The organism is Pseudomonas tensinigenes, from assembly GCF_014268445.2.
Lineage (GTDB): Bacteria > Pseudomonadota > Gammaproteobacteria > Pseudomonadales > Pseudomonadaceae > Aquipseudomonas > Aquipseudomonas tensinigenes.
Window position 1 is genome coordinate 6180001 of sequence record NZ_CP077089.1, and the last position, 26848, is coordinate 6206848.

Here is a 26848-nt window from a genome sequence, read left to right on the forward strand (position 1 = left end):
GAAGGCCAACTGACCAGTCTGCACAGCAAGGTCAGTGACGTCGAAACCATTACCCTGGCCAGGAATGACAAGGGTTATGCCTTCAACCGGGTTACCGCAAAACCCACCGTTCGCACCGCTTACGTACACGGCGTGATCAACAGCTCGCTTTCACAATCTGCGGCCCGAGCCGGCCTATCTCACAGCCTGACCATGGATATGGCCAGCGTCTTTGGCTACGACGTCGACTTCGCTCAGGACATTCGTCAGGGCGACGAATTCGACGTGATCTACGAGCAGAAAGTAGTCAACGGCAAAGCAGTCGGTAATGGCCCGATCCTGTCTGCCCGCTTCACCAACCGCGGCAAAACCTACACCGCCGTGCGTTACACCAATAAACAAGGCAACAGCAGCTACTACACCGCTGATGGCAACAGCATGCGCAAGGCTTTCATCCGCACACCGGTGGACTTCGCCCGCATCAGCTCGAAGTTCTCCATGGGCCGCAAGCACCCGATCCTCAACAAGATCCGCGCCCACAAAGGCGTTGATTACGCTGCGCCGCGCGGTACGCCAATCAAGGCTGCCGGTGACGGTAAAGTGCTGCTCGCCGGGCGTCGTGGTGGCTACGGCAACACCGTGATCATCCAGCACGGCAATACCTACCGCACGCTGTACGGCCACATGCAAGGGTTCGCCAAAGGCGTGAAGACTGGCGGTACCGTGAAACAGGGCCAAGTCATCGGTTACATCGGCACCACCGGCCTGTCCACCGGCCCGCACTTGCACTATGAATTCCAGGTCAACGGCGTTCACGTCGATCCTCTGGGCCAGAAGCTGCCAATGGCTGATCCGATTGCCAAAGCCGAACGCGCTCGCTTCCTTGCACAGAGCCAACCGCTGATGGCGCGTATGGATCAAGAGAAGGCCACCATGCTGGCTTCGAGCAAGCGCTAAGCCATGGCTCTTTATATCGGTGTGATGTCCGGAACCAGTCTCGACGGTCTGGACATTGCCCTGATCGAACAGTCTTCGGCGATCAAGCTGATCGCCACGCACTACATTCCAATGCCTGAATCCCTGCGCGCCGAGCTGCTTGGCTTGTGCGCCAGCGGTCCTGACGAAATCGCCCGCTCGGCGATTGCTCAACAGAACTGGGTGAAGCTCGCTGCGCAGGGCATTCATACCCTCCTCGATCAGCAGCAACTCAAACCCCAAGACATTCGTGCGATCGGCAGCCACGGCCAGACTATCCGCCATGAACCGGCGCGCGGTTTCACCGTGCAGATCGGCAACCCTGCCCTGCTGACCGAACTCACAGACATAACCGTAGTCAGCGACTTCCGCAGCCGCGATGTCGCAGCCGGAGGCCAAGGTGCTCCGCTGGTTCCCGCGTTCCATGAAGCTTTGTTCGAAGAGCGTACCGGTAATCAGGCCGTCTTGAATGTCGGCGGTTTCAGCAATCTCAGCCTGATTGAGCCGACCAAGCCTGTAGCCGGTTTCGACTGTGGCCCTGGGAATGTGCTGATGGACGCCTGGATTCAGCAGCAACGTGGCGAAAACTACGATCGCAATGGCGACTGGGCAGCCAGCGGTAAAGTGGAGCCAACGTTACTCGAAGCGCTCCTCCGCGATCCGTTCTTCGTCACCAAAGGACCAAAAAGCACCGGCCGGGAAGTGTTCAACCTGCCATGGCTGGAACAACACCTTTCACACCTGCCAACCTTTGCCGCTGAGAATGTGCAGGCCACGCTGCTTGAACTGACCGCATTGACCGTCATCGAGTCGCTGCAAAGCGCTCAATCCGACACTCAGGAATTGTTGGTCTGCGGCGGCGGCGCGCACAACGCCACACTGATGGAGCGTCTGGCCGATCTGCTGCCAAACGCAACGGTCGCCAGCACCGCCACTCATGGCGTTGACCCGGACTGGGTTGAAGCCATGGCCTTCGCCTGGCTGGCCCATTGCTGCCTTGAAGGCATCGCCGCCAACCGCCCAAGCGTCACCGGCGCACGCGGCCTTCGGGTTCTCGGCGCCATCTACCCGGCCTGATTAAATAGCACACAGCAAAACGCCGCAGAACCGTGAGGCTCTGCGGCGTTTTGTTATCTGGAACGAGGAGCGATCAGATCGAGAACGAAGACCCGCAACCACACGTCGTGGTGGCGTTCGGATTCTTGATCACGAAACGCGAACCCTCCAGACCTTCCTGGTAGTCCACCTCAGCACCGGCCAGGTACTGGAAGCTCATCGGATCTACCACCAGGCTCACGCCTTCGCGCTCGACGATGGTGTCGTCCTCGGCCACATCTTCATCGAAGGTGAAACCGTACTGAAACCCTGAACAACCGCCGCCCGTAACGAATACGCGCAGCTTCAAGCGATCATTCCCCTCTTCATCGACCAGGCTCTTCACCTTGTGCGCAGCACCGTGGGTGAATTGCAAAGCCGTGGGGGTGAAGGATTCGACGCTCATGCTGACTATCTCCCGGCGTTACGCCGCCATAATGCGTGATGACGCGCATTATCCGCTTGTCCGAGAAAATCGGTCAACTATTGTTACGGTATATCAATAAACCCGACGAGCTGATCAGAATACAAAAAGGCCCGTCAGACGGGCCTTTTCGCTGTGCCGTTTAAAATGTTACGGCAGCATACCGGCATGGGACAGACCGAAGCGTTCGTCCAGACCGAACAGGATGTTCATGTTCTGCACCGCCTGACCCGACGCACCTTTGACCAGGTTATCAATCACCGACAGCACCACCACCAGATCGCCATCCTGCGGACGGTGAACGGCGATACGGCAAACGTTGGCGCCACGCACGCTACGGGTTTCCGGATGGCTGCCGGCCGGCATCACGTCGACGAACGGTTCGTTGGCATAACGCTTCTCGAACAGCGCCTGCAGATCCACCGAGCGATCAACCACCGTCGCGTAGAGCGTGGAGTGAATGCCACGGATCATTGGGGTCAGGTGCGGAACGAAGGTCAGACCAACGTCCTTACCCGCTGCACGACGCAGACCCTGACGAATTTCCGGCAGGTGACGGTGACCTTTCACCGCATAGGCCTTCATGCTTTCCGACGTCTCGGAGTACAGCGAGCCGACAGCCGCGCCGCGACCAGCACCGCTTACGCCGGATTTGCAGTCGGCGATCAGACGCGAAGTATCGGCCAGACCCGCCTCCAGCAATGGCAGGAAACCCAGCTGCGTTGCGGTCGGATAGCATCCAGGCACCGCAATCAGACGGGCCTTCTTGATCTGCTCGCGATTGACTTCCGGCAGACCGTAAACCGCTTCGTCCAGCAACTCCGGCGCGCCGTGCGGCTGACCGTACCACTTGGCCCACTCTTCAGCGTCTTGCAGACGGAAATCGGCCGACAGGTCGATGACCTTGGTGCCCGCTGCCAGCAATTCGCCCGCCAGCGCGTGAGCGACACCGTGCGGCGTGGCAAAGAACACCACGTCACAAGCGCCAAGGGTCTTGATGTCCGGCACGCTGAAGGCCAGGCCGTCGTAGTGACCGCGCAGGTTCGGGTACATGTCAGCCACGGCCAGACCGGCCTCGGATCGGGAAGTGATAACAGCCACTTCTGCCTGCGGATGCTGCGCCAACAGACGCAGCAGTTCGACACCGGTGTAACCCGTGCCGCCGACGATACCGACCTTGACCATAACCTGCCCTCAAAGAACCCACTGGAAAGCCGTCGATAATAGGGGCCGCGGGGCCCTGCGACAACCATCAAGGTGACGTGCGGACGCTCAAGCCTCTACTATCCGGCTTACCGTGAACTTGGAATAACTAAAAATGCTCTATCTATGGATCAAAGCTTTTCACATCGTCAGCGTCGTGTGCTGGTTTGCCGGGCTGTTCTACTTGCCGCGTCTGTTCGTGTATCACGCGCAAAGCGAAGACACGATCAGCAAAGAGCGCTTCAGTGTCATGGAGCGCAAGTTGTATCGCGGCATCATGGGCCCGGCGATGATCGCCACGCTGATCTTCGGCGGCTGGCTGATCTATCTCAACCCGAGCCTCTTCAGCATGGGTGGCTGGATTCACGCCAAGTTGACACTGGTCGTCTTGCTGATCGGCTACCACCACATGTGCGGCGCGCAGGTAAAACGTTTTGCCCGTGGCGAAAACACCCGCAGCCATGTCTTTTATCGCTGGTTCAATGAAGTGCCGGTTCTGATATTGCTGGCTATCGTAATTCTGGTCGTGGTCAAGCCGTTCTAACTTCAACAAGTACAGATCCTTGGGGTGTTCATAATGTCGCTGCCCGCACTACTCGAACAACGTCTGCGTCTGCCTGTGGTGGCCGCACCGATGTTTCTGATTTCCAACCCGGAACTGGTACTCGCCTGCTGCCGCAATGGCGTGGTCGGCAGTTTTCCGGCCTTGAATCAACGCGAAAGCAGCGGGTTCAAAGCCTGGCTGGAACAGATTGAAGCGGGACTGGCGACACTGAACAACCCGGCGCCGTACGCGGTGAACCTGATCGTGCACAACAGCAACCCGCGCTTGCAGGCGGATCTGAACATCTGCGTCGAGCACAAAGTGCCAATCGTCATCACCAGCCTCGGCGCGGTGAAGGAACTGGTCGACGCGGTACATAGCTATGGTGGCCTGGTCTTCCACGACGTGACCACCCGCCGCCACGCCGAGAAAGCCGCCGAAGCCGGTGTCGACGGGTTAATTGCCGTGGCGGCTGGCGCCGGGGGCCATGCTGGCACCTGGAGTCCTTTTGCGCTGATCGCCGAGATCCGCCAGTTCTTCGATAAAACCCTGCTGCTTGCAGGATGTCTTAACCACGGTCATGAGATTCTCGCCGCACAGCTGCTCGGCGCGGATTTGGCCTACTTCGGTACGCGATTTATCGGCACCACCGAAAGTCATGCGCCTGACGCCTACAAGGAGATGCTGCTGACAGCCAAGGCTGCGGACATCATCCATACTCCAGCGGTCTCGGGAGTGCCGGCGAGCTTTATGCGTCAGAGCCTGGAGGCGGCCGGTTTCGATATGGCGGCTCTGCAAGGCAAGGGCGAGGTCAATTTCGGTGACAAGCTCAAGCCAATCAGCGATGAAGCCAAAGCCTGGAAAACCGTGTGGTCGGCCGGTCAAGGCGTAGGGCAGATCGACGACCTGCCAAGCGTTGATCAATTGATCGCCCGACTGGACGCCGAGTATCGCCAGGCACAGGAACGCGCAGCCCAGCTACCGCAACGCTGGCCACGCTAAGAAAAATCAGGCCAGCCCCAATCGACTGGCCTTACACTGCTGACCTTTCAATCTATTCGCGACAAGGATGCCTCGGCCATGAGCGAACCCCGTTACAAGATCGTGTTCGACGGAGCTCTACAGCCCGCTGTCGATATCACCACGGCCAAACTCAATCTGGCGGATCTGTTCAAAAGCGATGTGGCCGCGATCGAACGCCTGTTCAGTGGCCGCACCGTCGCACTCAAGCGTGATTTGTCCCACAGTGATGCGCAGGCCTATCTGCAAGCGCTGAGCAAAACCGGGATCGACGCACGCATTGAAGCTGAAACGGCAATCGAGCTGAACCTGGCGGACGTCCATGAGCACACCGCCGTTGTGGCCGAACCGGACTCGCCGTATGCACCGCCTCGCGCAAGCGTTGGCGAAAGCCAGGCTGAGTTCGCCACACTCAAGCCGTTCAGCGTCGAAGGGCGAATCGGTCGCTTGCGCTTTCTGGCGTGGACGATGGTCCTGAGCCTGGTGACCCTGCCCATTGTCGGCGTGTTCGCCCTGCTGGCTCTGGGGCTGGTCAGCGGCGATTCCACCACTGGCCTGATCATCGGCGGAATCTTCGCCTTTTTCCTGTTTGTCGCATTCCTGATTGTCAGCATTCTGTTCAGCGTCCAGCGTCTGCACGATATCGGCTGGTCGGGCTGGCTCTGGTTGCTGAACCTGGTGCCGTTCGTGGGCAGTTTCTTTCCGCTGGTGATCATGGTCGTACCGGGCAATACCGGCGCCAATCGCTATGGCCCTCCCCCGCCGCCCAACAGCACCGCCGTGAAAGTGCTGTGCTCCCTGTGGATCGTGTTCTTCGCGCTGATCTTTGTCGGTGGAATGCTCGGCGGGATCTCGGCTATCCAGCAGGAATATGAAAGCAATCTGGAAAGCAGCTACGAAAGTGGCTCGGTGACCACTGATGAAGTCGAAGTACAAGTCGAATCACCTGTGGATTCCGCCGACGAGGCAGCCGAAGCGGCGCAGGCCCCTGTAGACTCTGCGAAAGAATGAACAGCGCTCCCCGCCGTGACACCCGCGTCGCCGGCGCGGAGCTGTTGCGATGGAGAATTGCATGACCCGTTACGCACTGATCACCGGCGCCTCCAGCGGCATCGGCCTGGCGATGGCCGAAGCACTGGCCCGGCGTGGCCGCAGCCTGATTCTGGTGGCCCGACAGCGTGATCAGCTGGAAAGCATTGCGATCGAATTGACCCAGCGTTTTGGCATCGAGGTACTGTTCCGCGCCTGCGATCTGGGCGAGCCATTGCGTCTGTCCGGCTTCCTGCTGGAACTGGAAGAAGGTGACCGGCATATCGACTTGCTGGTCAATTGCGCCGGCATCGGCACCTGCGGCCCGTTTCTCGCGCAGGACTGGATGACCGAGCAGGATCTGATCGAAGTGAACATCCTCGCCCTCACCCGCCTCTGCCACGCCATCGGCAACAGCATGGCGCTACAGGGTGGCGGGCAGATTCTCAACGTTGCCTCGGTCGCCGCGTTCAATCCCGGCCCGTGGATGAGCACCTACTACGCCAGCAAGGCGTATGTGCTGCACTTCTCCGAAGCCTTGCGGGTTGAACTCAAACAAAGTGCGGTGAAGGTTTCGGTGCTCTGCCCCGGCCCGACCCGTACGGCATTTTTCCGCACGGCACAGCTCAACAGCGACAAACTCAAAGACAGCAAATTGCTGATGAGTCCCGAGGAGGTTGCGCTGTACACCGTGCGCGCCCTCGACAAGAACCGCGCCATCATCATTCCGGGGCGGCGCAACCGCTGGTTCGCGTTTTTACCGCGACTGGGTTCGCGCTGGCTCAACCGTACCATTGTCGGCATGGTCAACAAGGCTTACTGCCCGCGCTGAAATGCCCTACAGGTAAAACACTGGGCGGGATAAGCCGCCCTGCGTACACTCAGACCAGCCCAAACAACGGAGAAAACAGCAGTGGATACTCTGTTCACCAAGATCATCAACCGGGAAATTCCGGCCAAGATCATCTACGAGGACGACCAGGTTCTGGCGTTCCACGACATCGCCCCTCAGGCACCGGTGCATTTCCTGGTGATCCCGAAAAAACCGGTGCGCACCCTCAATGACCTGACCGAAGACGACAAGGCTCTGGCCGGGCACATCCTGTTCACTGCGCAGCGTCTGGCATTGGAGCTGGGTTGCGAAGAAGGTTTCCGCGTGGTGATGAACTGCAATGAGAAAGGTGGGCAGACCGTCTACCACATCCATATGCACGTACTCGGTCAGCGGCAGATGAACTGGCCGCCGGGCTAAGGCACGCCCCATCCCCCTGTGGGAGCGAGCCTGCTCGCGAAGACGTCAGCACATTCAATGTATCAGTGCCTGACACTCCGCCTTCGCGAGCAGGCTCGCTCCCACAAAAAATCATGACCGCGCAGCAAATGACCCAGCGCAAACCTTCCCCCGGCCGATTCGGTTAAACTGGCCGTCGAGATTCTTCCCGGAGGTCAGCATGACTACCCAACGTCACTACTCGCCGATTGACCGTCTTCTGCTGCAAGCCGATGCCGCGATGCGTACCCTGCTGCCCTTCAGTGGCCAGCCGTACCGTCCGTCGCCGGCGATTTTGCAGCCGGACACGCAAATGAGCGACGAAGACAGCCGCCACGTCGCCGGCCTGATGCGCATCAACCATACCGGTGAAGTCTGCGCGCAGGCGCTGTATCAGGGACAGGCGCTGACCGCCAAGCTGCCTCAGGTGCGCGAGGCCATGGAGCACGCCGCCGAAGAGGAGATTGATCATCTGGTGTGGTGCGAACAACGCATTCATCAGTTGGGCAGCCATACCAGCGTGCTCAATCCGCTGTTTTACGGCATGTCGTTCGGGATTGGCGCGGTGGCCGGGTTGATCAGCGACAAGGTCAGCCTCGGTTTTGTTGCGGCGACCGAACATCAGGTTTGCAAACACTTGAATGAACATCTCGAACAGTTGCCGGCCGAGGACGAAAAATCCCGGGCGATTCTCGAGCAGATGCGCATTGATGAAGAACATCATGCCGAAAGTGCTTTGGAGGCTGGAGGTTTCCGTTTTCCGGCGCCGGTGAAGTTCGGGATGAGTATTCTGGCCAAAGTGATGACCAAGAGTACTTATCGGATTTGAGAACGGTATTGCTGCAAAGGGCCCCTTCGCGAGCAGGCTCGCTCCCACAGGTGGGGCGGCAGAATTGAAAAAGGCGACCGAAAGGTCGCCTTTTTTGTGCCCGGTGAATCTTAGGTCGGCATGTTGCGCGCGTAGAAGATTTCGAGCATTTCGTGTTTCACCCGGTCAGTCACCTGAGCGCGTTGCTCGGAGGACAGGTTGCTGGTGGCGTCGCCGAACAGGTAGTTATCCAGTTCGAAGTTCTTCAGCAGCATTTTGGTGTGGAACAGGTTTTCCTGGTACACGTTCACGTCGGTCATCTGGTACGCGTCGCGAGTGTCTTCGGACAGGTAGTTCTGGATCGAGTTGATCTCGTGATCGATGAAGTGCTTGTTGCCTTCAACGTCACGGGTGAAGCCGCGCACACGATAATCCACAGTCACGATGTCCGAATCGAACTGGTGAATGAGGAAATTGAGCGCTTTCAGCGGTGAGATGACACCACAAGTCGACACGTCGATGTCCACACGGAAGGTTGCAATACCGTCGTCCGGATGGATTTCCGGGTAGGTATGCACCGTGATATGGCTCTTGTCGAGGTGGGCCAGGATAATTTCGGGCAACGGGCCTGGCGATTCTTCGATCTGGCTTTCAGTCGGGGTTACCGGCTCTTCAGAAATCAGAATCGTGACGCTGGCACCCTGAGGCTCATAGTTCTGACTCGCAATGTTCAGAATGTTGGCACCAATGATTTCGACAACTTCCGTGAGGATCTGCGTCAGGCGTTCGGCGTTGTACTCTTGATTGATGTACTCGACGTAAGCCTGCTGGTCTTGCGGGGTCTCCGCGTAGCAGATGTCATAGATGTTGAAGCTCAAGGTCTTTGTCAGGTTATTGAACCCGTGGAGCTTGAGTTTGCTTTTCACCGTTAAAAACTCTCTATGTATGCGGCACGGCCGCGTGATCAAGCATGCCCGTCAAGTGCGAACAACGCACCTGCGTAGGACGGTTAACACCTCTTCGCGATGGCGATTTTGGTTATCTGTTCAGGCGGATGATCTGTCGGCTGACTGACCACTGCCCTGAAAAAAGTGGCGCATTATGCAGACGTCAGCGGGGGATCGCCAGAGTCTGCACTGCTTTTATGATAGTTGAATGTCGGTTCAACCGAGTTCGACGATTTCATAGTCGTGTGTGATCGCGACACCGGCGGCACCGAGCATGATCGAAGCGGAGCAATACTTCTCGGCGGACAGTTCGATGGCGCGCTTGACCTGGGCCTCTTTCAGGCCGCGGCCCTTGACCACGAAATGCATGTGGATCTTGGTGAACACCTTCGGATCTTCAGTCGCGCGCTCGGCTTCAAGGAAAGCTTCGCAGCTTTCAACCGCCTGACGGGACTTCTTCAGGATGCTGACCACGTCGAAGTTGCTGCAACCGCCAACACCCAGCAGAAGCATTTCCATCGGGCGAACACCCAGATTACGACCACCGGCGTCCGGCGGACCGTCCATCACCACGACATGACCGCTACCGGATTCGCCGAGGAACATGGCTTCGCCAGCCCATTGGATGCGTGCCTTCATCGCCCAGACTCCACTGTAAAAAAAGGGTCGCCAGCTTAGCACAGGGCTTCGCCCGGACAGCGAGCGACGTTCCTAGGACGGATGCCTCAGCGACGTAGGTAATTTCTCGAATTTTCGACGAAGTGTCTGTTAAGCTGGCGCCAATTCGCTGGCGCCCATGTCAGCTGTGTAGCGACCGCCTTCAGCGCCTCATAAAAAAATCAAACATCACCGTGCAGTCTTTTCGGGATACAACCATGGTTGCTATTACCCCCACACCCAAAATCAAGAATCTCGACAAGCTGTTGATGCATTGCCAGCGCCGTCGCCATGCGGCCAAGAGCAACATCATCTGTGCGGGCGATCGCTCGGACACGCTGTACTTCATCATCAAGGGTTCGGTGACGATCCTGATCGAGGATGACGACGGGCGCGAGATGATCATCGCTTACCTCAACGCCGGGGATTTCTTTGGTGAGCTGGGCCTGTTCGAGCAGGCGGGTCAGGAACAGCAGCGCAGTGCTTGGGTGCGGGCCAAGGTCGAGTGTGAAACCGCGGAAATCAGCTATGCCAAGTTCCGCGAATTGTCGCAGCAGGATCCAGACATTCTTTACGTACTCAGCGGACAAATCGCACAACGCCTGCGTAACACCACGCGCAAGGTCGGCGATCTGGCGTTTTTCGACGTCACTGGTCGAGTGGCGCGTTGCCTGCTGGAACTGTGCAAGCAGCCAGACGCGATGACGCATCCGGACGGCATGCAGATCAAGGTGACCCGTCAGGAAATCGGGCGGATTGTCGGTTGCTCGCGGGAGATGGTCGGTCGCGTGCTCAAGGATCTTGAGGAACGCAACCTGGTCGATGTGAAAGGCAAGACCATGGTGGTCTTCGGTACGCGCTAAGCCCGAATATCAGGCGCTGTACATCTGCGCCAACATCAAACGAAACAACTCATCGAGACGCGCCAAGGCCTGTGGCGCGTTGAATTTTTCATGCAGGGCGATGTGGCTTTGCGCCCGCACCCGCTGTTCCAGGCCACACGCTTCGTTGAAGCGATTGACCGCTGCGACCATCGATTCCCGTTCGTTATCCATCAGCATCGCACCGTGCACCAGACCGACCGGGCGCTGTCCACCCTGACTCTGGCGCCAGCGCTGCGCGGTGCCGACCATTTTGCGGCCGTCGAGATTGACGTTGAAGCGACCGTCGCAGAACGCACCGTCGATTTCACCCAACGATGCCGTGCCACCCAACTCGTCGAGCAACTGACAGATCGGATCGCACAAGCGGCGGTAGCCGGTTTCGATGCGATTGAGGTCGCCTTCGCTGCGCGGTGGTGCGTAGACCAGAGCGATGTTGATAGTGGCGGCAGATTGCGGCACGGGTTCGCCGCCGGTTTCGCGCAGCAGGACGGGCCAGCCGCCGGCGGCGGAGACTTCAGAGGCGCGGTCGAAACCGGGGAGACGATTGAGGCGGCGCGGCATGACCAGCGCGCGATCACTGGGTTGCCAGAACAGCAGGCCGAATTCGGAGTCGCCGGCGCAAACCGAGGCCAGCAAATCCTGTTCGGCTTGCAGGCCGGCTTCGATGGTCAGGGGGGTTGGCAGCGACATAACAGGCTCCGGCAACATGGAAATCTTTAGCGGTTTCGATGGCCCCTTCGCGAGCAGGCTCGCTCCCACATTTGGAATGCATGTTCATGTGGGAGCGAGCCTGCTCGCGAAGCAGTCGACTCGGTCTAACCGCAATCAGTCGAGGGTCGAACCGCTGATGGAAGTGCCACGCTCCGGGAAGAACAGTCGCTGCAGTTCAGTGCCCGGATTCTCGGCGCGCATGAACGCTTCACCGACCAGGAACGAGTAAACGTCACTGATTTCCATCAACTCGACATCGGCGCGGTTGAGGATGCCGCTCTCGGTAATCACCAGACGATCGCGCGGAATGCGCGGCAGCAGGTCGAGGGTGGTTTCCAGGCTGACATCAAAGGTGTGCAGGTTACGGTTGTTGACTCCGACCAGCGGTGTGTCGAGGGTTTTCAACGCACGTTCCAGTTCATCACCGTCGTGCACTTCGACCAACACATCGAGACCGACGCTTTTGGCGACGGCGGCCAGCTCGGCCATTTTCACGTCATCCAGTGCGGAGACGATCAACAGCACACAGTCGGCGCCCAGCGCACGGGCTTCAACGATCTGGTAAGGATCGATCATGAAGTCCTTGCGGATAACCGGCAGGCTGCACGCGGCACGGGCCTGTTGCAGGTACGCATCGGCGCCCTGGAAGTAATCGATGTCGGTCAGCACGGACAGACAGGTCGCCCCGCCCTTCTCGTAGCTCTTGGCGATGTCGGCGGGAACGAAGTTCTCGCGGATCACGCCTTTGCTTGGCGAAGCCTTTTTGATTTCGGCAATCACCGCAGGCTGCTTCTTCTTCGCCTGGGTCAGCAATGCCTGGGCAAAACCACGGGGTGCATCGGCCGCCTTGGCCAGACTTTCCAGCTCGCTCAGGCTGACGCGAGCGCTACGCTCGGCGACTTCCTGAACTTTGCGCGCCAGAATGTTTTCCAGAACCGTCGGTACACTCATCCCTCATTCTCCACTTTGAATACCGCGGTAAAGGCACCCAGCTCCTCGAGTTTTTCCCGAGCGAGGCCGGTGTGCAGAGCGTCGTGCGCAAGCTCGACGCCCTGTTTCAAACTACTGGCCACGTCAGCGGCATACAGCGCTGCACCGGCATTGAGCACAATCATTTCGGCGGCTTTCTGGCCGTTTTCGGTTTTGCGCTTACCCAACGCATCGCGGATCAGCGCCAGCGAGGCTTCCGGGCCGTCGACCGATAGACCGTGCAGGCTCTGGCTCTTCATGCCGAGGTCTTCCGGCTCGACCCAATATTCGCTGATCTCGTTGTTTTTCAGCTCGGCGACAAAAGTCGGCGCAGCGAGACTGAACTCGTCCAGACCGTCCTTCGAATGCACCACCAGCACATGCTTGCTGCCCAGACGCTGCAAGACTTCGGCCAGTGGCCGGCACAGCGCCTTGTTGAATACGCCCACAACCTGATGCTTCACACCGGCCGGATTCGTAAGCGGGCCGAGCATGTTGAACAGCGTACGCAGGCCGAGATCGCGGCGCGGGCCGGCGGCGTATTTCATGGCTTTGTGGTGGGTCTGGGCGAACATGAAACCGATGCCGACGTTGTCGATGCAACGCGCGACTTGCACCGGTGTCAGGTTCAGATAAATGCCGGCCGCTTCGAGCAAGTCGGCGCTGCCGCTCTTGCCCGATACCGCGCGGTTACCGTGTTTGGCCACGGTGCAACCGGCTGCCGCGACGACGAACGAAGAAGCCGTCGACACGTTGAAGATGTTTGCGCCGTCACCGCCGGTGCCAACCACATCGACGACGCCGTCGAGGGTCTTCAGTTCGACCTGATCGGCCAGCTCACGCATCACCGACACGGCGCCGACGATTTCGTCGATGCTCTCGCTCTTCATGCGCATGGCCATCATGAACGCGCCAATCTGCGCGTCAGTGCATTGGCCCGTCATGATTTCGCGCATCACATCGCGCATTTCATCGGTGCTGAGGTCGAGGTGTTCGACGATACGGCTCAGGGCTGTCTTGATATTCATGGGAAGTCCTTAGCGCGTGCCGCCGGTTTGTTTGAGGAAGTTGGCAAACAGTTCATGGCCCTGCTCGGTCAGGATCGACTCGGGGTGGAACTGTACGCCCTCAATGTTCAGGGTCTTGTGACGCAGGCCCATGATTTCGTCAACCGAACCGTCATCGTGTTGGGTCCACGCGGTCAGTTCGAGGCAATCGGGCAAAGTGTCGTGCTTGACGATCAGCGAGTGGTAGCGGGTAACCGTCAACGGATGATTCAGACCTTGGAAAACGCCCTTGTCCTCGTGGAATACCGGGCTAGTCTTACCGTGCATCACTTGGCGGGCGCGGACTACATCGCCGCCAAACGCTTGGCCGATGGACTGGTGGCCAAGGCAGACACCGAGGATCGGCAGCTTGCCGGCGAAGTGTTTGATGGCTTCGATGGAGATGCCGGCTTCGGTCGGTGTACACGGGCCTGGCGATACCACGATGCGCTCAGGTTTCAGCGCTTCGATTTCGGCGACGGTCAATTCGTCGTTGCGCACAACTTTGACCTCGGCACCCAGCTCGCCGAGGTATTGCACAACGTTGTAAGTAAAGGAGTCGTAGTTGTCGATCATCAGCAACATGGCGTGTCGAACCTCTTGAATTCTGATTTGAAAACAGCCTTCAGATCACTTGCCCGCAGGGCGCTGCACGATGTCGGACGCAGGAAGATGCGTCGGCACAGCGGCATTTCAAACAGGCAAGGAAGGCAAAGCGATACAGATCCGGCGGGGCCGGCAGAAAAGATTCAGGCGCGCCAACGCCAGCGGGCGTGTGCCTTGATGACTTGATCCAGAAGTTTGCTGGTGATCAACACGGGGAAGGTCTCGTTCATACGTTCCGGCACAGTAACTTAGCTGGGCGGAGCGTGCAATATGGCCGGGGCTTTGGGGAATAAATCCAGGGGAGGATTCGCGACCGATGGCAAAACGCCGGGAGTTTTTGGTACTGTCGTTTCGTTCACCTACAACAATAAATAAACGGACTTGCTCATGATCAAACAGACGTTGTTTGTACCGCTGGCCGGCTGCTTGCTCGCACTGGCCTGCGCCCAGGCCAATGCTGCGCCCAACCCCTATTCGAATTTCATTGTTTTCGGCGATAGCCTGAACGATGCCGGGACCTTTACCGACACCGGCGGCCCGGCCGGCTCCACCGAGCGTTACACCAACCGTACCGGGCCGGTGTATCAGGATGGCAGCGGTGAACTGTATTCATTGAATTCCACGCAACTACTCGGCGGGCGCCTGGGTTTTTCCGCAGACCAGACAGCCTCTTCCAGTTCCGCAGTGCGTGCCGAAAACGGTCAACCTGATGGCAACAACTGGGCGGTTGGCGGTTATCGTACTGACCAGATTCTCGACTCGATCACGACGCAATCCGCCACCGGCGAGCGCACCCGCGCCGGTTACCTGCCATCGAACGGCTTTCGCGCCGACCCGAATGCGCTGTATTACATCTCTGGCGGCGGTAACGACTTCCTGCAAGGGCGCATTCTCAGCCTGCCGCAGGCCAACGCCGCCGCCGATCGACTGGCTGACAGCGTGCAAACCCTGCAAACCGCCGGCGCCAAATACGTGATGGTATGGCTGTTGCCTGATGTTGGCCTGACCCCGGCCATCAACGGTACGCCGCTGCAAGCCTTCAGCAGCCAGCTCGCCACGCAGTTCAACAGCCAGTTGGTCACACGCCTGCAAGGCATCAACGCCGAAGTCATTCCGCTGAACATTCCGGTGCTGCTCTCGGAAGTGTTTGCCGATCCTGGGCGCTTTGGCCTCGCCACCGATCAGAACCTGACCGCGACCTGCTTCAGTGGCAATAGCTGCACCGAGAACGCCCGTTACGGGATCAACAGCGCGACACCCGACCCGAGCAAGCTGATCTACAACGACGGCGTACACCCGACCGAGGCCGGGCAAAAGCTGATCTCTGACTATGCCTATTCCCTGCTCGCCGCGCCGTGGGAACTGACGCTGTTACCGGAAATGGCCCACGCCACCGTGCGCGCGCATCAGGATGAACTGCGCAACCAATGGCAAGCGGATTGGGAGAACTGGCAGGCAGTCGGCCAGTGGCGGGCGATTGTTTCCGCCGGTGGCCAGCATCTGGATGTCGACAGCCAAAGCAGCGGCGCCAGTGCCGATGGCAATGGTTACAACCTCAACGTCGGTGGCAGCTATCGCTTGAATGAAGCCTGGCGCGTCGGCGTGGCAGGCGGTTTCTACCGGCAGAATCTGGAGGCCGGACATAACGACTCGGACTACAAACTCAACAGCTACATGGCCACGGCATTCGCCCAGTTCCAGCAGAACCGCTGGTGGGCTGACGCGGCGTTGACCGGCGGTAAACTCGACTACGACAACCTCAAGCGCAAGTTCGATCTGGGCGCCAGCGAAGGTGCGGAGAAAGGCGACACTGACGGCAGCCTCTGGGCCTTCAGCGCGCGTGTCGGTTACGACATTGCCCAGCCGGGCAGCGAGTGGCACCTGTCGCCATTCGTCAGCGCCGACTACGCCAGCGTTGATGTCGATGGTTATTCAGAGAAGAGCAACCGCGCCACGGCATTGACCTTTGATGATCAGACTCGCGATTCGAAACGTCTGGGTCTGGGCTTGCAGGGCAAGTACAACATCACCCCGCAAACCCAGGTGTTTGGCGAATACGCTCACGAGCGTGAGTACGAAGATGATGTGCAGAAGGTGCGTATTGCGCTCAATACCTTGCCGGCGAATGACTTCAAACTTGAAGGCTATACGCCGCAGAGTCATTTGAACCGCTTGAGTCTGGGCGTCAGCCACAAGCTCACGGCTGATCTGGCGCTGCGCGGCGGTTACTCGTTGCGCAAGGATGATGACTTTACACAGCAGGGCGTTAACGTCGGAGTGGTGCTGGATTTCTAAAACCGCAGGCAAAAAAAAGCGGCGCCCTCACAGGCGCCGCTTTTTTATTGCCGAACGCAAAGCCAACTGTGGGAGCGAGCCTGCTCGCGAAGAGGGTGTGTCAGTCGCCATTAATGTTGGCTGACACACCGCTTTCGCGAGCAGGCTCGCTCCCACAAGGTTTTGTGTTGGTCAGGCTTCCGGGGTTTGCTCGGCCAGCGCCACGGCACGGAACATCGCGCGGCGTTTGTTCAGGGTTTCTTCCCATTCCAGCGCCGGCACCGAGTCGGCGACGATACCGCCACCGGCCTGCACGTGCAGTTCGCCGTTCTTGATCACCGCCGTACGAATCGCAATCGCGGTGTCCATGTTGCCGTTCCAGGCGAAGTAACCGACCGCCCCGCCGTAGACGCCACGCTTGACAGGCTCCAGTTCGTCGATGATTTCCATCGCGCGAATCTTCGGTGCGCCCGACAAGGTGCCCGCCGGCAGAATCGCTCGCAGCGCGTCCATTGCCGTCAGCCCGGCCTTCAACTGGCCCGTGACGTTGGAGACGATGTGCATAACGTTGGAATAACGCTCGATAACCATTTTCTCGGTGAGCTTCACCGAACCAATCTCCGAGACGCGCCCGGTATCGTTACGACCCAGATCAATCAGCATCAAGTGCTCGGCGATCTCCTTGTCGTCCGACAGCAGATCTTCTTCCAGCGCCACGTCCGCCTCTTCGGTCGCGCCACGAGGGCGAGTACCGGCAATCGGACGCACGGTGATCAGGTTGTCTTCAACGCGCACCAGCACTTCTGGCGAACTGCCAACAACGTGGAAGTCGCCGAAGTTGAAGAAGTACATGTACGGCGTCGGGTTGAAGCAACGCAGCGCGCGGTACAAATCGATCGGCGCAGCCTTGAAGTCGATCGACATGCGCTGCGACGGCACGACCTGCATGCAGTCACCGGCCAGGATGTATTCCTTGATGGTGTCGACGGCTTTCTCGTAATCGTTCTGGGTGAAACTGGAGCGGAACACTGGGTCAGTGGATTGTTGCTTGCTGAAATCCAGGCCCCGGCGCGGGGTGATCGGCTGACGGAGCTTTTCCAGCAACGCCTGCAGTTGCGCCTGACCTTGTTCGAAGGCATCGGCCTGCGCAGGATCGGCCAGCACGATCGCGTGCATCTTGCCGGCGAGGTTGTCGAACACAACGACCGCGTCGGAGACCATCAGTAGAATGTCCGGGACGCCCAGCGGATCCGGGTTCGGGCACTTGCCCAAACGCTTCTCGACATAACGCACACAGTCGTAACCGAAGTAACCGACCAGACCACCGTTGAAACGCGGCAGACCGGCGATAGTCGGCACGTTGTAGCGCGCCTTGAAGGTTTCGACGAAGGCCAGCGGATCTTCAACATCGTGGCTTTCGGTCTCGACGCCATCAACAGTGATGCTGACGTGATGGTCGTGAACCCGCAGCACGGTGCGGCACGGCAGGCCGATGATCGAGTAACGGCCCCATTTCTCGCCACCCTGCACCGATTCGAGCAGGTAGGAGTTGGGCTGGTCGGCCAGTTTCAGGTAGATCGACAGCGGCGTGTCGAAGTCGGCCAGGGTTTCGCAGGCCAACGGAATGCGGTTGTAGCCGTCAGCGGCCAAGCGCAGGAATTCTTCGCGGATCATAAGGTGCCTCGTGGTGTGAGGGGCAAATCAGTCAGGTATGCAAACGCGCCGGCGAGCCGGCCAGGAACAAGTCAGGCGCGCCAACGCCAGCGGGCCAAGGCCTTGATGACTTTCATCCAGAGTTTGCGAGTGACCACCACGATGGCGTTTCCAGAATGGGAGTGAGAAGCGTCGGGCAACGTTATCTCAGCGGCCGAACCGAGGCAACCGGGAATTAGCTTGCGCAGATCGTCGATCACCAGCGCCGGCGATTCTTCGGCAATCGGTCGGCCATGGTTGTAGCCGTAACTCAGCGCCACGCATTTGACCCCCGCCGCTTTCGCCGCCAGCACATCGCTGCGCGAGTCGCCGACGAAGAGCGATTGCGAGGCCGGGATGTTGGCCATTTTCATCACAAAGAACAGCGCTGCCGGATCAGGCTTTTTCTGCGGCAGGGTATCGCCACCGATGATCCACTTGAAGTAGCGGCCGATCTTCATCTGATCCAGCAGCGGCGCGACGAAACGCTCCGGTTTGTTGGTAATCAGCGCCATGGCCACGCCTTGCTTGTGCAGCCACTTCAGCGTGTCGCGCACGCCGGGATAGACCACGGTCAGCTCATGGCTGGCACCGTAGGCTTGCATGAACACTTCCAGCGCGTGCTCGGCTTCGACGTCATCCACCGTCGAATGATCGATACCACCGGCCAACGCACGGCGCACCAGGACCGGCGCGCCGTTGCCAACCCACTCGCGCACCGAATCGATGCCCGCAGGCTGGCGGCCGAGGGAGAGCAGCATGGTGTCCACCGCTGCTGCCAGGTCTGGAACCGAGTCGATCAGCGTACCATCCAGATCGAACATCACCAGCCGAGGCAGTTTTCCCGGGAACAGCTGCTCAAAACCGCTCATGGGCGTGCCAGTGCCAGTTCGGAACGCATCTTGTCGATGACTTCCTGATAGTTCGGCGCATTGAAGATCGCCGAGCCGGCAACAAAGGTGTCAGCGCCAGCGGCAGCGATTTCACGGATATTGTTGACGTTGACGCCGCCGTCGATTTCCAGACGAATGTCACGGCCCGAGGCATCAATGATCGCCCGTGCTTCGCGCAGTTTGTCGAGGGTGCCGGGAATGAATTTCTGCCCGCCGAAGCCCGGGTTGACGCTCATCAGCAAGACCATGTCGACCTTGTCGATCACGTACTTGAGCACGTCCAGCGGCGTCGCCGGGTTGAACACCAGGCCGGATTTGCAGCCGCCTTCACGGATCAGTTGCAGCGAACGATCAACGTGCAGCGTGGCTTCCGGGTGGAAAGTGATGTAAGTAGCGCCGGCTTCGATGAAGTCGCCAACGATGCGATCCACCGGGCTGACCATCAGGTGCGCATCGATCGGCGCGGTGACGCCGTATTTGCGCAATGCCGCGCAGACCATCGGACCGATGGTCAGATTCGGCACATAGTGGTTGTCCATGACGTCGAAGTGGACGAAGTCGGCGCCAGCGGCCAGAACGTTGTCGACTTCCTCGCCGAGGCGGGCGAAGTCGGCGGAGAGAATCGACGGAGCAATTACGAAGGGCTGCATGACGCACCTTTTCTGAGCTAAATCACGATGGCGCGCATTGTATACCTCAAGTTTCCAAGCGCGCACCGTGACCGCGATGATTGGGTTGTGCCATGACGGATGACCGGCGCTGACTCAATACGCCGCGCGGTAGATCTTCTCGATGTCCACGGCGCTGAGTTTGCGCGGGTTGTTGCGCATCAGCCGTTCAATGCCTGCGGCCTCCACGGCCATCGCCGGGATCGCCTCTTCCGGCACGCCGAAACTGCGCAGCCCGGCAGGAATTTCCACGGCCGCGCACAAGTCGGTCATCGCCTGTACGGCTTTGTCCGCCGCCTCGGTTGCACTCAAATGAGCAGTCTTCACCCCCATGGCTTCGGCGATATCCTGCATGCGCTCGACGCAGGCCATCTTGTTCCAGGTCATGACATACGGCAGCAGCAACGCGTTACTGACGCCATGGGCAATGTTGAAACGCCCGCCCAGCGGATACGCCAGCGCATGCACCGCACCGACCCCGGCATTACCAAACGCCATGCCGGCCATCAGGCTGGCGGTGGCCATGTCTTCGCGGGCTTGCAGGTTGGCACCGTTGGCATAAGCCTTGGGCAGGGACCTGGCAATCAGCTTGATGGCACCGATGGCCAGGGAGTCAGTGATCGGCGAGGCATTCACCGACAGGTAGGATTCGATGGCGTGCACCAGTGCGTCGACGCCACTGGCGGCGGTGACGCTGCGTGGGCAGGTCAGGGTCATTTGCGGGCTGACCAGCGCCACGTCCGGTAATAGAAAGTCGCTGACGATGCCTTTCTTCAGTTGCGCGACTTTGTCCGAGAGGATCGCGACGTTGGTCACTTCGGAACCGGTGCCGGCGGTGGTCGGGATGGCGATCAGCGGCGGGCCTTTGCGCGGCACCTGATCGACGCCGAACAGATCCTCCAGTGCGCCGTGGTAACCGGCGTAGGCGGCGACGCTTTTGGCGATGTCGATGGCACTGCCGCCACCGAGGCCGATCAAGCCGTCATGCCCGCCTTCGCGGTAGACACGCATGCAGTCTTCGACGATGGCGATTTCCGGATCGGGCAGCACGCGGTCGAAAATCTCGTAGTCGCGCCCGCCCAATTGGCACAGCGCCAGCTCGACAGTGCCGGACTTGACCAGCGCGGCGTCGGTGACGATCAGCGGATTGTCGATATCGAGGCGAGTGAGCTCGGCCGCCAGTTGCTCGATGGCCTCGGCGCCGGTGATCAGTTTGTGAGCGATTTTGAACTGGGACAGACTCATCGTGCGCAGCCTCTTATAGATGTGGGAGCTGGGCACAAGATTAGCTGGGGATTTGGGGTTGTCTGCTATTCAGGGTGTGAATGGTTGATCGGTTAGAAAATCAAGAGCCCCTCACCCTAGCCCTCTCCCGGAGGGAGAGGGGACTGATCGAGGTGGATGGGAGAGGTACACCGACGTGAAATACCGAGTCGAACTCGGGTTTTGACAACCATGAAGATCTGCTCCCTTCCTCCCGAAGTTTAAAAGACTGATCGAGGTGGATGGGAGAGGTACACCGACGTGCGATACCGAGTCGAACTCAGGTTTTGAAAATCATGAAGATCTGCTCCCTTTCCCCCTCGCCCCTTTGGGGGAGAGGGCTGGGGTGAGGGGGTGGCTTTTGATCTGGCCCTTAAACCTGAGCCGTACGCAGTTTTTCGCTGCGGCCACGTAGCCATTCCAGCGTCAGCAGCAGGATCACCGAGAAGGCAATCAGCAACGTAGCCGCAGCCGCAATCGTCGGACTCAGGTTCTCGCGAATCCCGCTAAACATCTGCCGAGGCAACGTCGCCTGCTCAGGCCCGGCAAGAAACAACGTCACCACCACCTCATCAAACGAAGTCGCAAACGCAAACAGCGCCCCGGAAATCACCCCCGGCGCAATCAGTGGCAAGGTCACCCGACGGAACGCAGTCAACGGTGATGCACCCAGGCTCGCAGCAGCCCGCACCAGATTATGGTTAAACCCCTGCAACGTCGCCGACACCGTGATGATCACAAACGGCACACCCAGCACCGCATGCACGACGATCAATGAGAAAAAGCTGTTACCCAACCCCAGCGGCGCGAAAAACAGATAACTCGCCACACCGATGATTACCACCGGCACCACCATCGGCGAAATCACCAGCGCCATCACCAGCGCTTTACCGGGGAAGTCACCGCGAGTCAGACCAATCGCCGCCAGCGTACCGAAGATCATCGCCAGCACCGTCGCCGCCGGGGCGACGATGATGCTGTTCTTCAGCGCACGCATCCATTCCGCCGAAGCGAAGAAGTCGTGATACCACTGCAGCGAGAAGCCCTGTAGCGGATAAACCAGAAAACTCCCCGAGTTGAACGACAGCGGAATGATCACCAGCACCGGCAGAATCAGGAACAACAGAATCAGGCCGCAGAGGATCCGCAGGCTGTAGAACCACACCCGTTCGATGGGCGACATGTAAGGACTCAGCATCTCGAATTCCCCTTAGCTCAGGCGCAGGCGACTGGCGCCGACCAGCCAGCTGTAAATCAGATAAAGCACCACGGTCGCCAGCAGCAACAGCCCGCCCAGCGCCGTGGCCATGCCCCAGTTGATGCTGGTGTTGGTGTAGAAGGCGACGAAGTAGCTGACCATTTGATCGTTCGGGCTGCCGAGCAGCGCCGGGGTGATGTAGTAGCCGATGGCGAGGATGAACACCAACAGACAACCGGCGCCGACACCGGCATAGGTCTGCGGGAAGTACACCCGCCAGAAACTGGCGAACGGGTGGCAGCCGAGGGAAATCGCCGCGCGCATGTAGGTCGGCGAGATGCCTTTCATCACGCTGTAGATCGGCAGGATCATGAACGGCAACAGGATGTGCACCATCGAGATGTACACACCGGTGCGGTTGAACACCAGTTCCAGCGGTTTATCGATGATGCCCATGGCCATCAGGCCACTGTTGATCAGACCGCCCGATTGCAACAGCACGATCCACGCCGCCACCCGCACCAGAATCGAGGTCCAGAACGGCAGCAGCACCAGAATCATCAGCAGGTTGCTTTGCCGCGATGGCAGGTTCGCCAGCAGATAAGCCAGTGGATACGCCAGCAGCAGGCAGATCACGGTGATGACCAGGCCCATCCAGAAGGTGCGGGCGAAGATGTCGAGGTAGATCGCCTGATCCGGGGTGGCCGGGGCGATTTCGCCGAGGTCGTCGATGCGATGATCGACGGACGCCAGCAAGTAATACGGGGTGATGCTGCTGGTGTTGCGTTTGACCGCCTGCCAGTAGGCCGGGTCGCCCCAACGTTCGTCGAGTGCTTCCAGGGCTTCTTTATAAGAGGCCGGTTCGCTGGCGAAGGGCAGCGCCCGGGCGGTTTTGGTCAACAGGCTGCGATAGCCGGCCAACTCCATGTTCAAGCGCTTGGACAAATCGCCCAGCGTCTGGTTTTTGCGCGCTTCGGCGAGGTCTTCGCCGGCGGCTTTGTAGACCGGTTCAGCGGGCAGGCCACGGCCGTCCCAACTGGCGATGGCCGCCACGGTGCGCGGCATGCCGCCGACCACTTCGGGGTTGCCGACGCTTTTGTAGAGCAGCGCCACGATCGGCACCAGAAACACCAGCAACAGAAACAGCACCAGCGGCGCAATCAGCGCTTGAGCCTTCCAGCGGTTGACCCGCTCGGCGCGCTTGAGCTTCTGCTTCAAGGTGGGGCTGTTGCCCTCGTTCAGGGGAACGGCGATGGCCATGACGTACTCCGCAAATCTTTGATCGTTACAGAGGTGGCGAACCACCGCTGTTATGTTGAAACACAGCTACCTGTGGGAGCGAGCCTGCTCGCGAAGAGGCCAGCACATTCAACATCCATGCTGGCTGATCTAGCGCTTTCGCGAGCAGGCTCGCTCCCACAGGGGTGGGCAAGCCCACCCTCACCAGGTTCTGCTTATTTCGCAGCCCAGGAGTTGAAGCGCTGCTCGAGTTGCTCGCCGTTGTCAGCCCAGAAGCTGACGTCGATCTGCACCTGGTTGGCGATGTTTTCCGGGGTGGTCGGCATGTCTTTCAGGACATCCTTGGCCAGCAGCGGCACAGCCTGGGTGTTGGCCGGGCCGTAGGCGATGTTTTCCGAGTAGGTCTTCTGTTGCTGCGGCTGTACCGAGAAGGCGATGAATTTCTTCGCCGCTTCCGCGCGTTTGGCGTCCAGACCTTTCGGGATGGCCCAGGCGTCGAAGTCGTAGATGCCGCCGTTCCACACCACTTTCAGGTTGGATTCTTTCTGCACGGCGGCGATGCGACCGTTGTAGGCCGAGCTCATCACCACGTCACCGGAAGCGAGGTATTGCGGCGGTTGCGCGCCGGCTTCCCACCATTGGATGCTCGGCTTCAGCTCATCAAGCTTCTTGAACGCGCGATCCTGGCCGCCCTTGCTCGCCAGCTCTTTGTAGACGTCTTTCGGCGCCACACCATCGGCCATCAGCGCGAATTCGAGGGTGTACTTGGCGCCTTTGCGCAGGCCACGCTTGCCCGGGAATTTCTTGGTGTCCCAGAAATCCGCCCAACTGGTCGGCGCGGTTTTCAGCTTGTCGGCGTTGTAAGCCAGTACGGTCGACCAAACGAAGAAGCCCACGCCGCATGGCTGAATCGCGCCTTTGACGTAGTCTTCAGTCTTGCCGAACAGCGCCGGGTCGAGTTGTTCGAACATGTCTTCGTCGCAGCCACGGGACAGTTCTGGCGATTCAACTTCGACCAAGTCCCACGACACGCTCTTGGTGTCGACCATGGCTTTGACCTTGGCCATTTCACCGTTGTATTCGCCGGCGACGATCTTGCCGTTGCCCGCCGCTTCCCACGGTGCATAGAAGGCTTTGACTTGCGCCGCCTTGTTCGCCCCGCCAAACGACACCACGGTCAAATCCGGGCCAGCGGCCATTGCGCTGGCCGCACCCATCAGGCCCAGGGTCAGGGCGGTGAACTTCAGGGATCTCAACATTTATTGTTCTCTCCACGTGCAGGGTTGGTGTTGGTATTGCCGGGGCGATCAGTTCGCCTCTAAAAGCGGGTCAAGCGCGCGAACGTGCTCGACCTGCCAGCCAAGCGGTACCACGTCACCGACCGCGAGCGCTGGATCGAGCTCGGCAATCGGTTGTTTCACGAAGAAGTCGGTCTTGCCGCAGACTTCCAGGCGCACCCGGACGTGGTCGCCCAGATAGATGAATTCCGCCACCCTCCCTGAGAAGCGGTTAACGCATTGATCGCTCGAACCGTTGAGGCTGACGCGCTCCGGACGGATCGACAAAGTCACCGGTTCGCCGGTCTGGCCGACGTTGACCGCCAGCGCCTCGACCTTTTCGCCACGACCCAACTCGACCACGCAACGCTCACCGCTCTGGCTGAGCAGGCGACCGTTGAGGCGGTTGTTCTCACCGATGAAGTTGGCGACGAAGGTATTTTTCGGTTCTTCGTAAAGGGTGCGCGGTGGGGCGATCTGCTGGATTTCGCCTTGATGGAACACCGCGACGCGGTCGGACATGGTCAGCGCTTCACCCTGATCGTGGGTCACGTAGACCACGGTCACGCCGAGGCGCTGGTGCAGGTGTTTGATTTCCATCTGCATGTGTTCACGCAGTTGTTTGTCGAGGGCGCCGAGGGGTTCGTCCATCAGCACCAGTTGCGGTTCGAACACCAGCGCGCGGGCCAGTGCCACACGTTGTTGCTGACCGCCGGACAACTGCGCCGGGTAGCGTGAGGCGAATGCGTCGAGCTGGACCATGCTGAGGACTTTCTTCACGCGGTCGCTGACATCACTTTTGTTCAGGCCACGGACGGTCAGCGGGAACGCGAGGTTCTCGGCCACAGTCATGTGCGGGAACAGCGCGTAGTTCTGGAACACCATGCCGATGTCGCGTTTGTGCGGCGGCACATTGTTGATCGAGCGCCCGGCCAGCAGAATCTCGCCGGCGGTCGGTGTTTCGAAACCGGCGAGCATCATCAGACTGGTGGTCTTGCCGGAACCGGACGGCCCGAGCAGGGTGAGGAATTCGCCTTTGCGAATGTCGAGGTTGAGGTCTTTGACGATCAGGTTCTCGCCGTCGTAGCTCTTCTGCACTCCACGAAAGCTGACCAGCACATCACTGGCCCCTGCGTTTGTATCGACCTGGCTCATACCCACACCTTTGTTGTTGATGACTGCTTGTGGATTAAGCCTAGTGGTTGCTGACAGGCACGCAAATCGGGGCGCAGGAGAGAATCGCCTCAGCCGGATGGAAGGTTGGGGGTAGGGATTGCCCTACAAGGATGGCGCTAATGGATAAGGCAGTGACAAGCGACAAGCTGCGAGCCACAAGCAATGGCAAAAACGCGTGTCGCTTAGGGATATGCGCACAATCCGGATCCAAAGCAGATCCCTTGTGGGAGCGAGCCTGCTCGCGAATGCGGTGGGTCATTCAGCTTATTCGGTGACTGTTACACCGCTTTCGCGAGCAGGCTCGCTCCCACAGGGGAACAGTGCTGATCAGAGAAGTTTGTGTTCCATCGCGTATTTGACCAGTTCGGCCAGCGAGGTGATGTTGAGCTTTTGCATCAGCCGCGCCTTGTGGGTGCTGATGGTCTTGCTGCTCAGCGCCAGTTGCTGGGCGATGTCATTGACGTTGGCGCCTTGGGCCAAGCGTTCGAACACCGAGAATTCGCGTTCGGACAATAGCGAATGCAGTGGCCGGGCATCGGTCAGGCCGACTTCGAAGACCATGCGATCGGCCAGATCCGGGTCGATATAACGCCCACCCGCCGCGACCTTGCGGATCGCCGTGAGCAACAGCGCCGGGTCGCTGTCCTTGGTCGCATAACCGGCCGCGCCGACCTTCAATGCGCGAGCAGCCATCTGCGCTTCGTCGTGCATCGACAGCACCAGAATCGCCGGCGGATTGTTCAGTGCACGGATGCGCGGTATCGCTTCGAGGCCATTGACCCCGGGCATGGAGATGTCGAGCAGCACCACTTCGCACGGAATATGGCGCAGGGTCTCGAGCAATTGCTCGCCATTACTCGCCTCGCCCACCACTTGCAGATCCTTGGCCAGGCCGATCAATTGCTTGATGCCTTCGCGGACGATGGTGTGGTCTTCGGCTACCAGTACACGGATCAAATCTTTTCTCCAGATTTCAGGTACACACCAATCCCTGTGGGAGC

The 26848-nt window shown here is 59.4% G+C and carries 27 protein-coding genes (1 of these 27 cut by a window edge); 10 read left to right on the plus strand and 17 right to left on the minus strand.

The window, feature by feature from the left end:
* Together HU718_RS27530 and HU718_RS27535 are read left to right on the plus strand one after the other, a co-directional pair.
* Positions 1–936, plus strand: partial view of a peptidoglycan DD-metalloendopeptidase family protein gene (locus tag HU718_RS27530; protein WP_186616290.1) — the 3' portion only. The gene continues 483 nt to the left of window position 1, outside the view; the window shows 936 of its 1419 coding nt (coding positions 484–1419); the start codon falls outside the window, past its left edge; it ends in the stop codon at positions 934–936.
* Between the two features lie 3 nt (positions 937–939).
* Positions 940–2031 (plus strand): anhydro-N-acetylmuramic acid kinase, encoded by a 1092-nt coding sequence (locus tag HU718_RS27535; protein WP_110720705.1) that lies wholly within the window; start codon positions 940–942, stop codon positions 2029–2031.
* A gap of 73 nt (positions 2032–2104) precedes the next feature.
* On the opposite strand, the gene erpA is transcribed toward HU718_RS27535, so the two are convergent.
* Positions 2105–2455 (minus strand): iron-sulfur cluster insertion protein ErpA, encoded by a 351-nt coding sequence (erpA, locus tag HU718_RS27540; RefSeq protein WP_008077999.1) that lies wholly within the window; start codon positions 2453–2455, stop codon positions 2105–2107.
* Positions 2456–2623: 168 nt separating this feature from the next.
* Entirely contained in the window at positions 2624–3658 is a 1035-nt protein-coding gene (gene argC, locus HU718_RS27545; protein ID WP_102901762.1) for an N-acetyl-gamma-glutamyl-phosphate reductase, read from the minus strand.
* A gap of 133 nt (positions 3659–3791) precedes the next feature.
* On the opposite strand from argC, the gene hemJ reads away from it, so the two are divergent.
* The 6 genes from hemJ to coq7 all read left to right on the plus strand — a co-directional run bounded on the left by hemJ (position 3792) and on the right by coq7 (position 8368).
* Positions 3792–4220, plus strand: a complete 429-nt coding sequence (gene hemJ, locus HU718_RS27550; protein ID WP_150793336.1) for a protoporphyrinogen oxidase HemJ — start codon at positions 3792–3794, stop codon at positions 4218–4220.
* Positions 4221–4253: 33 nt separating this feature from the next.
* Positions 4254–5222 (plus strand): NAD(P)H-dependent flavin oxidoreductase, encoded by a 969-nt coding sequence (locus tag HU718_RS27555; protein WP_186616291.1) that lies wholly within the window; start codon positions 4254–4256, stop codon positions 5220–5222.
* Between the two features lie 78 nt (positions 5223–5300).
* A complete protein-coding gene (locus tag HU718_RS27560; protein ID WP_186616292.1) occupies positions 5301–6251 on the plus strand; it encodes a DUF805 domain-containing protein in 951 nt (316 codons plus the stop codon).
* A 61-nt stretch (positions 6252–6312) separates the two neighbouring features.
* Positions 6313–7101 carry an SDR family NAD(P)-dependent oxidoreductase gene (locus HU718_RS27565; protein WP_186616293.1) on the plus strand — a complete coding sequence of 263 codons (789 nt, stop codon included), beginning with the start codon at positions 6313–6315 and terminating at the stop codon, positions 7099–7101.
* 81 nt (positions 7102–7182) lie between these two features.
* Entirely contained in the window at positions 7183–7521 is a 339-nt protein-coding gene (locus tag HU718_RS27570) for a histidine triad nucleotide-binding protein (RefSeq protein ID WP_003228789.1), read from the plus strand.
* A gap of 199 nt (positions 7522–7720) precedes the next feature.
* On the plus strand, positions 7721–8368 hold the full coding sequence (gene coq7 / locus HU718_RS27575) for a 2-polyprenyl-3-methyl-6-methoxy-1,4-benzoquinone monooxygenase (protein WP_150708533.1): 648 nt from the start codon (positions 7721–7723) through the stop codon (positions 8366–8368).
* Between the two features lie 110 nt (positions 8369–8478).
* Here the strand turns inward: coq7 and speD are convergent, their stop codons facing one another.
* Positions 8479–9273, minus strand: a complete 795-nt coding sequence (gene speD, locus HU718_RS27580; RefSeq protein WP_095122652.1) for an adenosylmethionine decarboxylase — start codon at positions 9271–9273, stop codon at positions 8479–8481.
* Positions 9274–9510: 237 nt separating this feature from the next.
* Positions 9511–9933 (minus strand): OsmC family protein, encoded by a 423-nt coding sequence (locus tag HU718_RS27585; protein WP_003228794.1) that lies wholly within the window; start codon positions 9931–9933, stop codon positions 9511–9513.
* A gap of 236 nt (positions 9934–10169) precedes the next feature.
* Here HU718_RS27585 and crp point away from each other — a divergent pair, with 236 nt between their 5' ends.
* On the plus strand, positions 10170–10814 hold the full coding sequence (gene crp / locus HU718_RS27590; protein WP_095122650.1) for a cAMP-activated global transcriptional regulator CRP: 645 nt from the start codon (positions 10170–10172) through the stop codon (positions 10812–10814).
* 9 nt (positions 10815–10823) lie between these two features.
* On the opposite strand, the gene HU718_RS27595 is transcribed toward crp, so the two are convergent.
* From HU718_RS27595 to HU718_RS27610, 4 genes are all read right to left on the minus strand, one after another.
* Positions 10824–11525, minus strand: a complete 702-nt coding sequence (locus HU718_RS27595) for a lipoate--protein ligase family protein (protein WP_150730249.1) — start codon at positions 11523–11525, stop codon at positions 10824–10826.
* A gap of 135 nt (positions 11526–11660) precedes the next feature.
* Positions 11661–12497: an indole-3-glycerol phosphate synthase TrpC gene (gene trpC / locus HU718_RS27600; protein ID WP_122842381.1), complete on the minus strand. Its 837-nt coding sequence runs from the start codon at positions 12495–12497 to the stop codon at positions 11661–11663.
* Complete coding sequence (trpD, locus tag HU718_RS27605) at positions 12494–13543, minus strand: anthranilate phosphoribosyltransferase (RefSeq protein ID WP_038363370.1); 1050 nt, start codon at positions 13541–13543, stop codon at positions 12494–12496. Before trpD ends, trpC begins: the two co-directional genes overlap by 4 nt.
* 9 nt (positions 13544–13552) lie before the next feature.
* The gene (locus HU718_RS27610; RefSeq protein WP_034155101.1) at positions 13553–14146 is read right to left on the minus strand and encodes an aminodeoxychorismate/anthranilate synthase component II; all 594 of its coding nucleotides are present in this window, start codon (positions 14144–14146) and stop codon (positions 13553–13555) included.
* Positions 14147–14554: 408 nt separating this feature from the next.
* Here HU718_RS27610 and estP point away from each other — a divergent pair, with 408 nt between their 5' ends.
* On the plus strand, positions 14555–16462 hold the full coding sequence (gene estP / locus HU718_RS27615; protein WP_186616294.1) for an esterase EstP: 1908 nt from the start codon (positions 14555–14557) through the stop codon (positions 16460–16462).
* A gap of 171 nt (positions 16463–16633) precedes the next feature.
* Here the strand turns inward: estP and trpE are convergent, their stop codons facing one another.
* The 9 genes from trpE to HU718_RS27660 form a co-directional block, all read right to left on the minus strand.
* The gene (trpE, locus tag HU718_RS27620; protein ID WP_186616295.1) at positions 16634–18115 is read right to left on the minus strand and encodes an anthranilate synthase component I; all 1482 of its coding nucleotides are present in this window, start codon (positions 18113–18115) and stop codon (positions 16634–16636) included.
* 71 nt (positions 18116–18186) lie between these two features.
* Positions 18187–19005: a phosphoglycolate phosphatase gene (locus tag HU718_RS27625; RefSeq protein WP_150708527.1), complete on the minus strand. Its 819-nt coding sequence runs from the start codon at positions 19003–19005 to the stop codon at positions 18187–18189.
* Positions 19002–19676 (minus strand): ribulose-phosphate 3-epimerase, encoded by a 675-nt coding sequence (rpe, locus tag HU718_RS27630; RefSeq protein ID WP_007918813.1) that lies wholly within the window; start codon positions 19674–19676, stop codon positions 19002–19004. The genes HU718_RS27625 and rpe overlap by 4 nt, the downstream gene beginning before the upstream one ends.
* A gap of 114 nt (positions 19677–19790) precedes the next feature.
* The gene (locus HU718_RS27635) at positions 19791–20939 is read right to left on the minus strand and encodes an iron-containing alcohol dehydrogenase (protein ID WP_186616296.1); all 1149 of its coding nucleotides are present in this window, start codon (positions 20937–20939) and stop codon (positions 19791–19793) included.
* Between the two features lie 391 nt (positions 20940–21330).
* Positions 21331–22155, minus strand: a complete 825-nt coding sequence (locus tag HU718_RS27640; protein WP_008084123.1) for an ABC transporter permease — start codon at positions 22153–22155, stop codon at positions 21331–21333.
* 12 nt (positions 22156–22167) lie between these two features.
* Positions 22168–23415: an ABC transporter permease gene (locus tag HU718_RS27645; protein ID WP_008084125.1), complete on the minus strand. Its 1248-nt coding sequence runs from the start codon at positions 23413–23415 to the stop codon at positions 22168–22170.
* 194 nt (positions 23416–23609) lie between these two features.
* Entirely contained in the window at positions 23610–24653 is a 1044-nt protein-coding gene (locus HU718_RS27650; RefSeq protein WP_038363355.1) for an ABC transporter substrate-binding protein, read from the minus strand.
* Between the two features lie 48 nt (positions 24654–24701).
* A complete protein-coding gene (locus HU718_RS27655) occupies positions 24702–25826 on the minus strand; it encodes an ABC transporter ATP-binding protein (protein ID WP_038363353.1) in 1125 nt (374 codons plus the stop codon).
* A gap of 348 nt (positions 25827–26174) precedes the next feature.
* The gene (locus tag HU718_RS27660) at positions 26175–26804 is read right to left on the minus strand and encodes a response regulator (RefSeq protein WP_038363404.1); all 630 of its coding nucleotides are present in this window, start codon (positions 26802–26804) and stop codon (positions 26175–26177) included.
* Positions 26805–26848 lie beyond the last annotated feature (44 nt).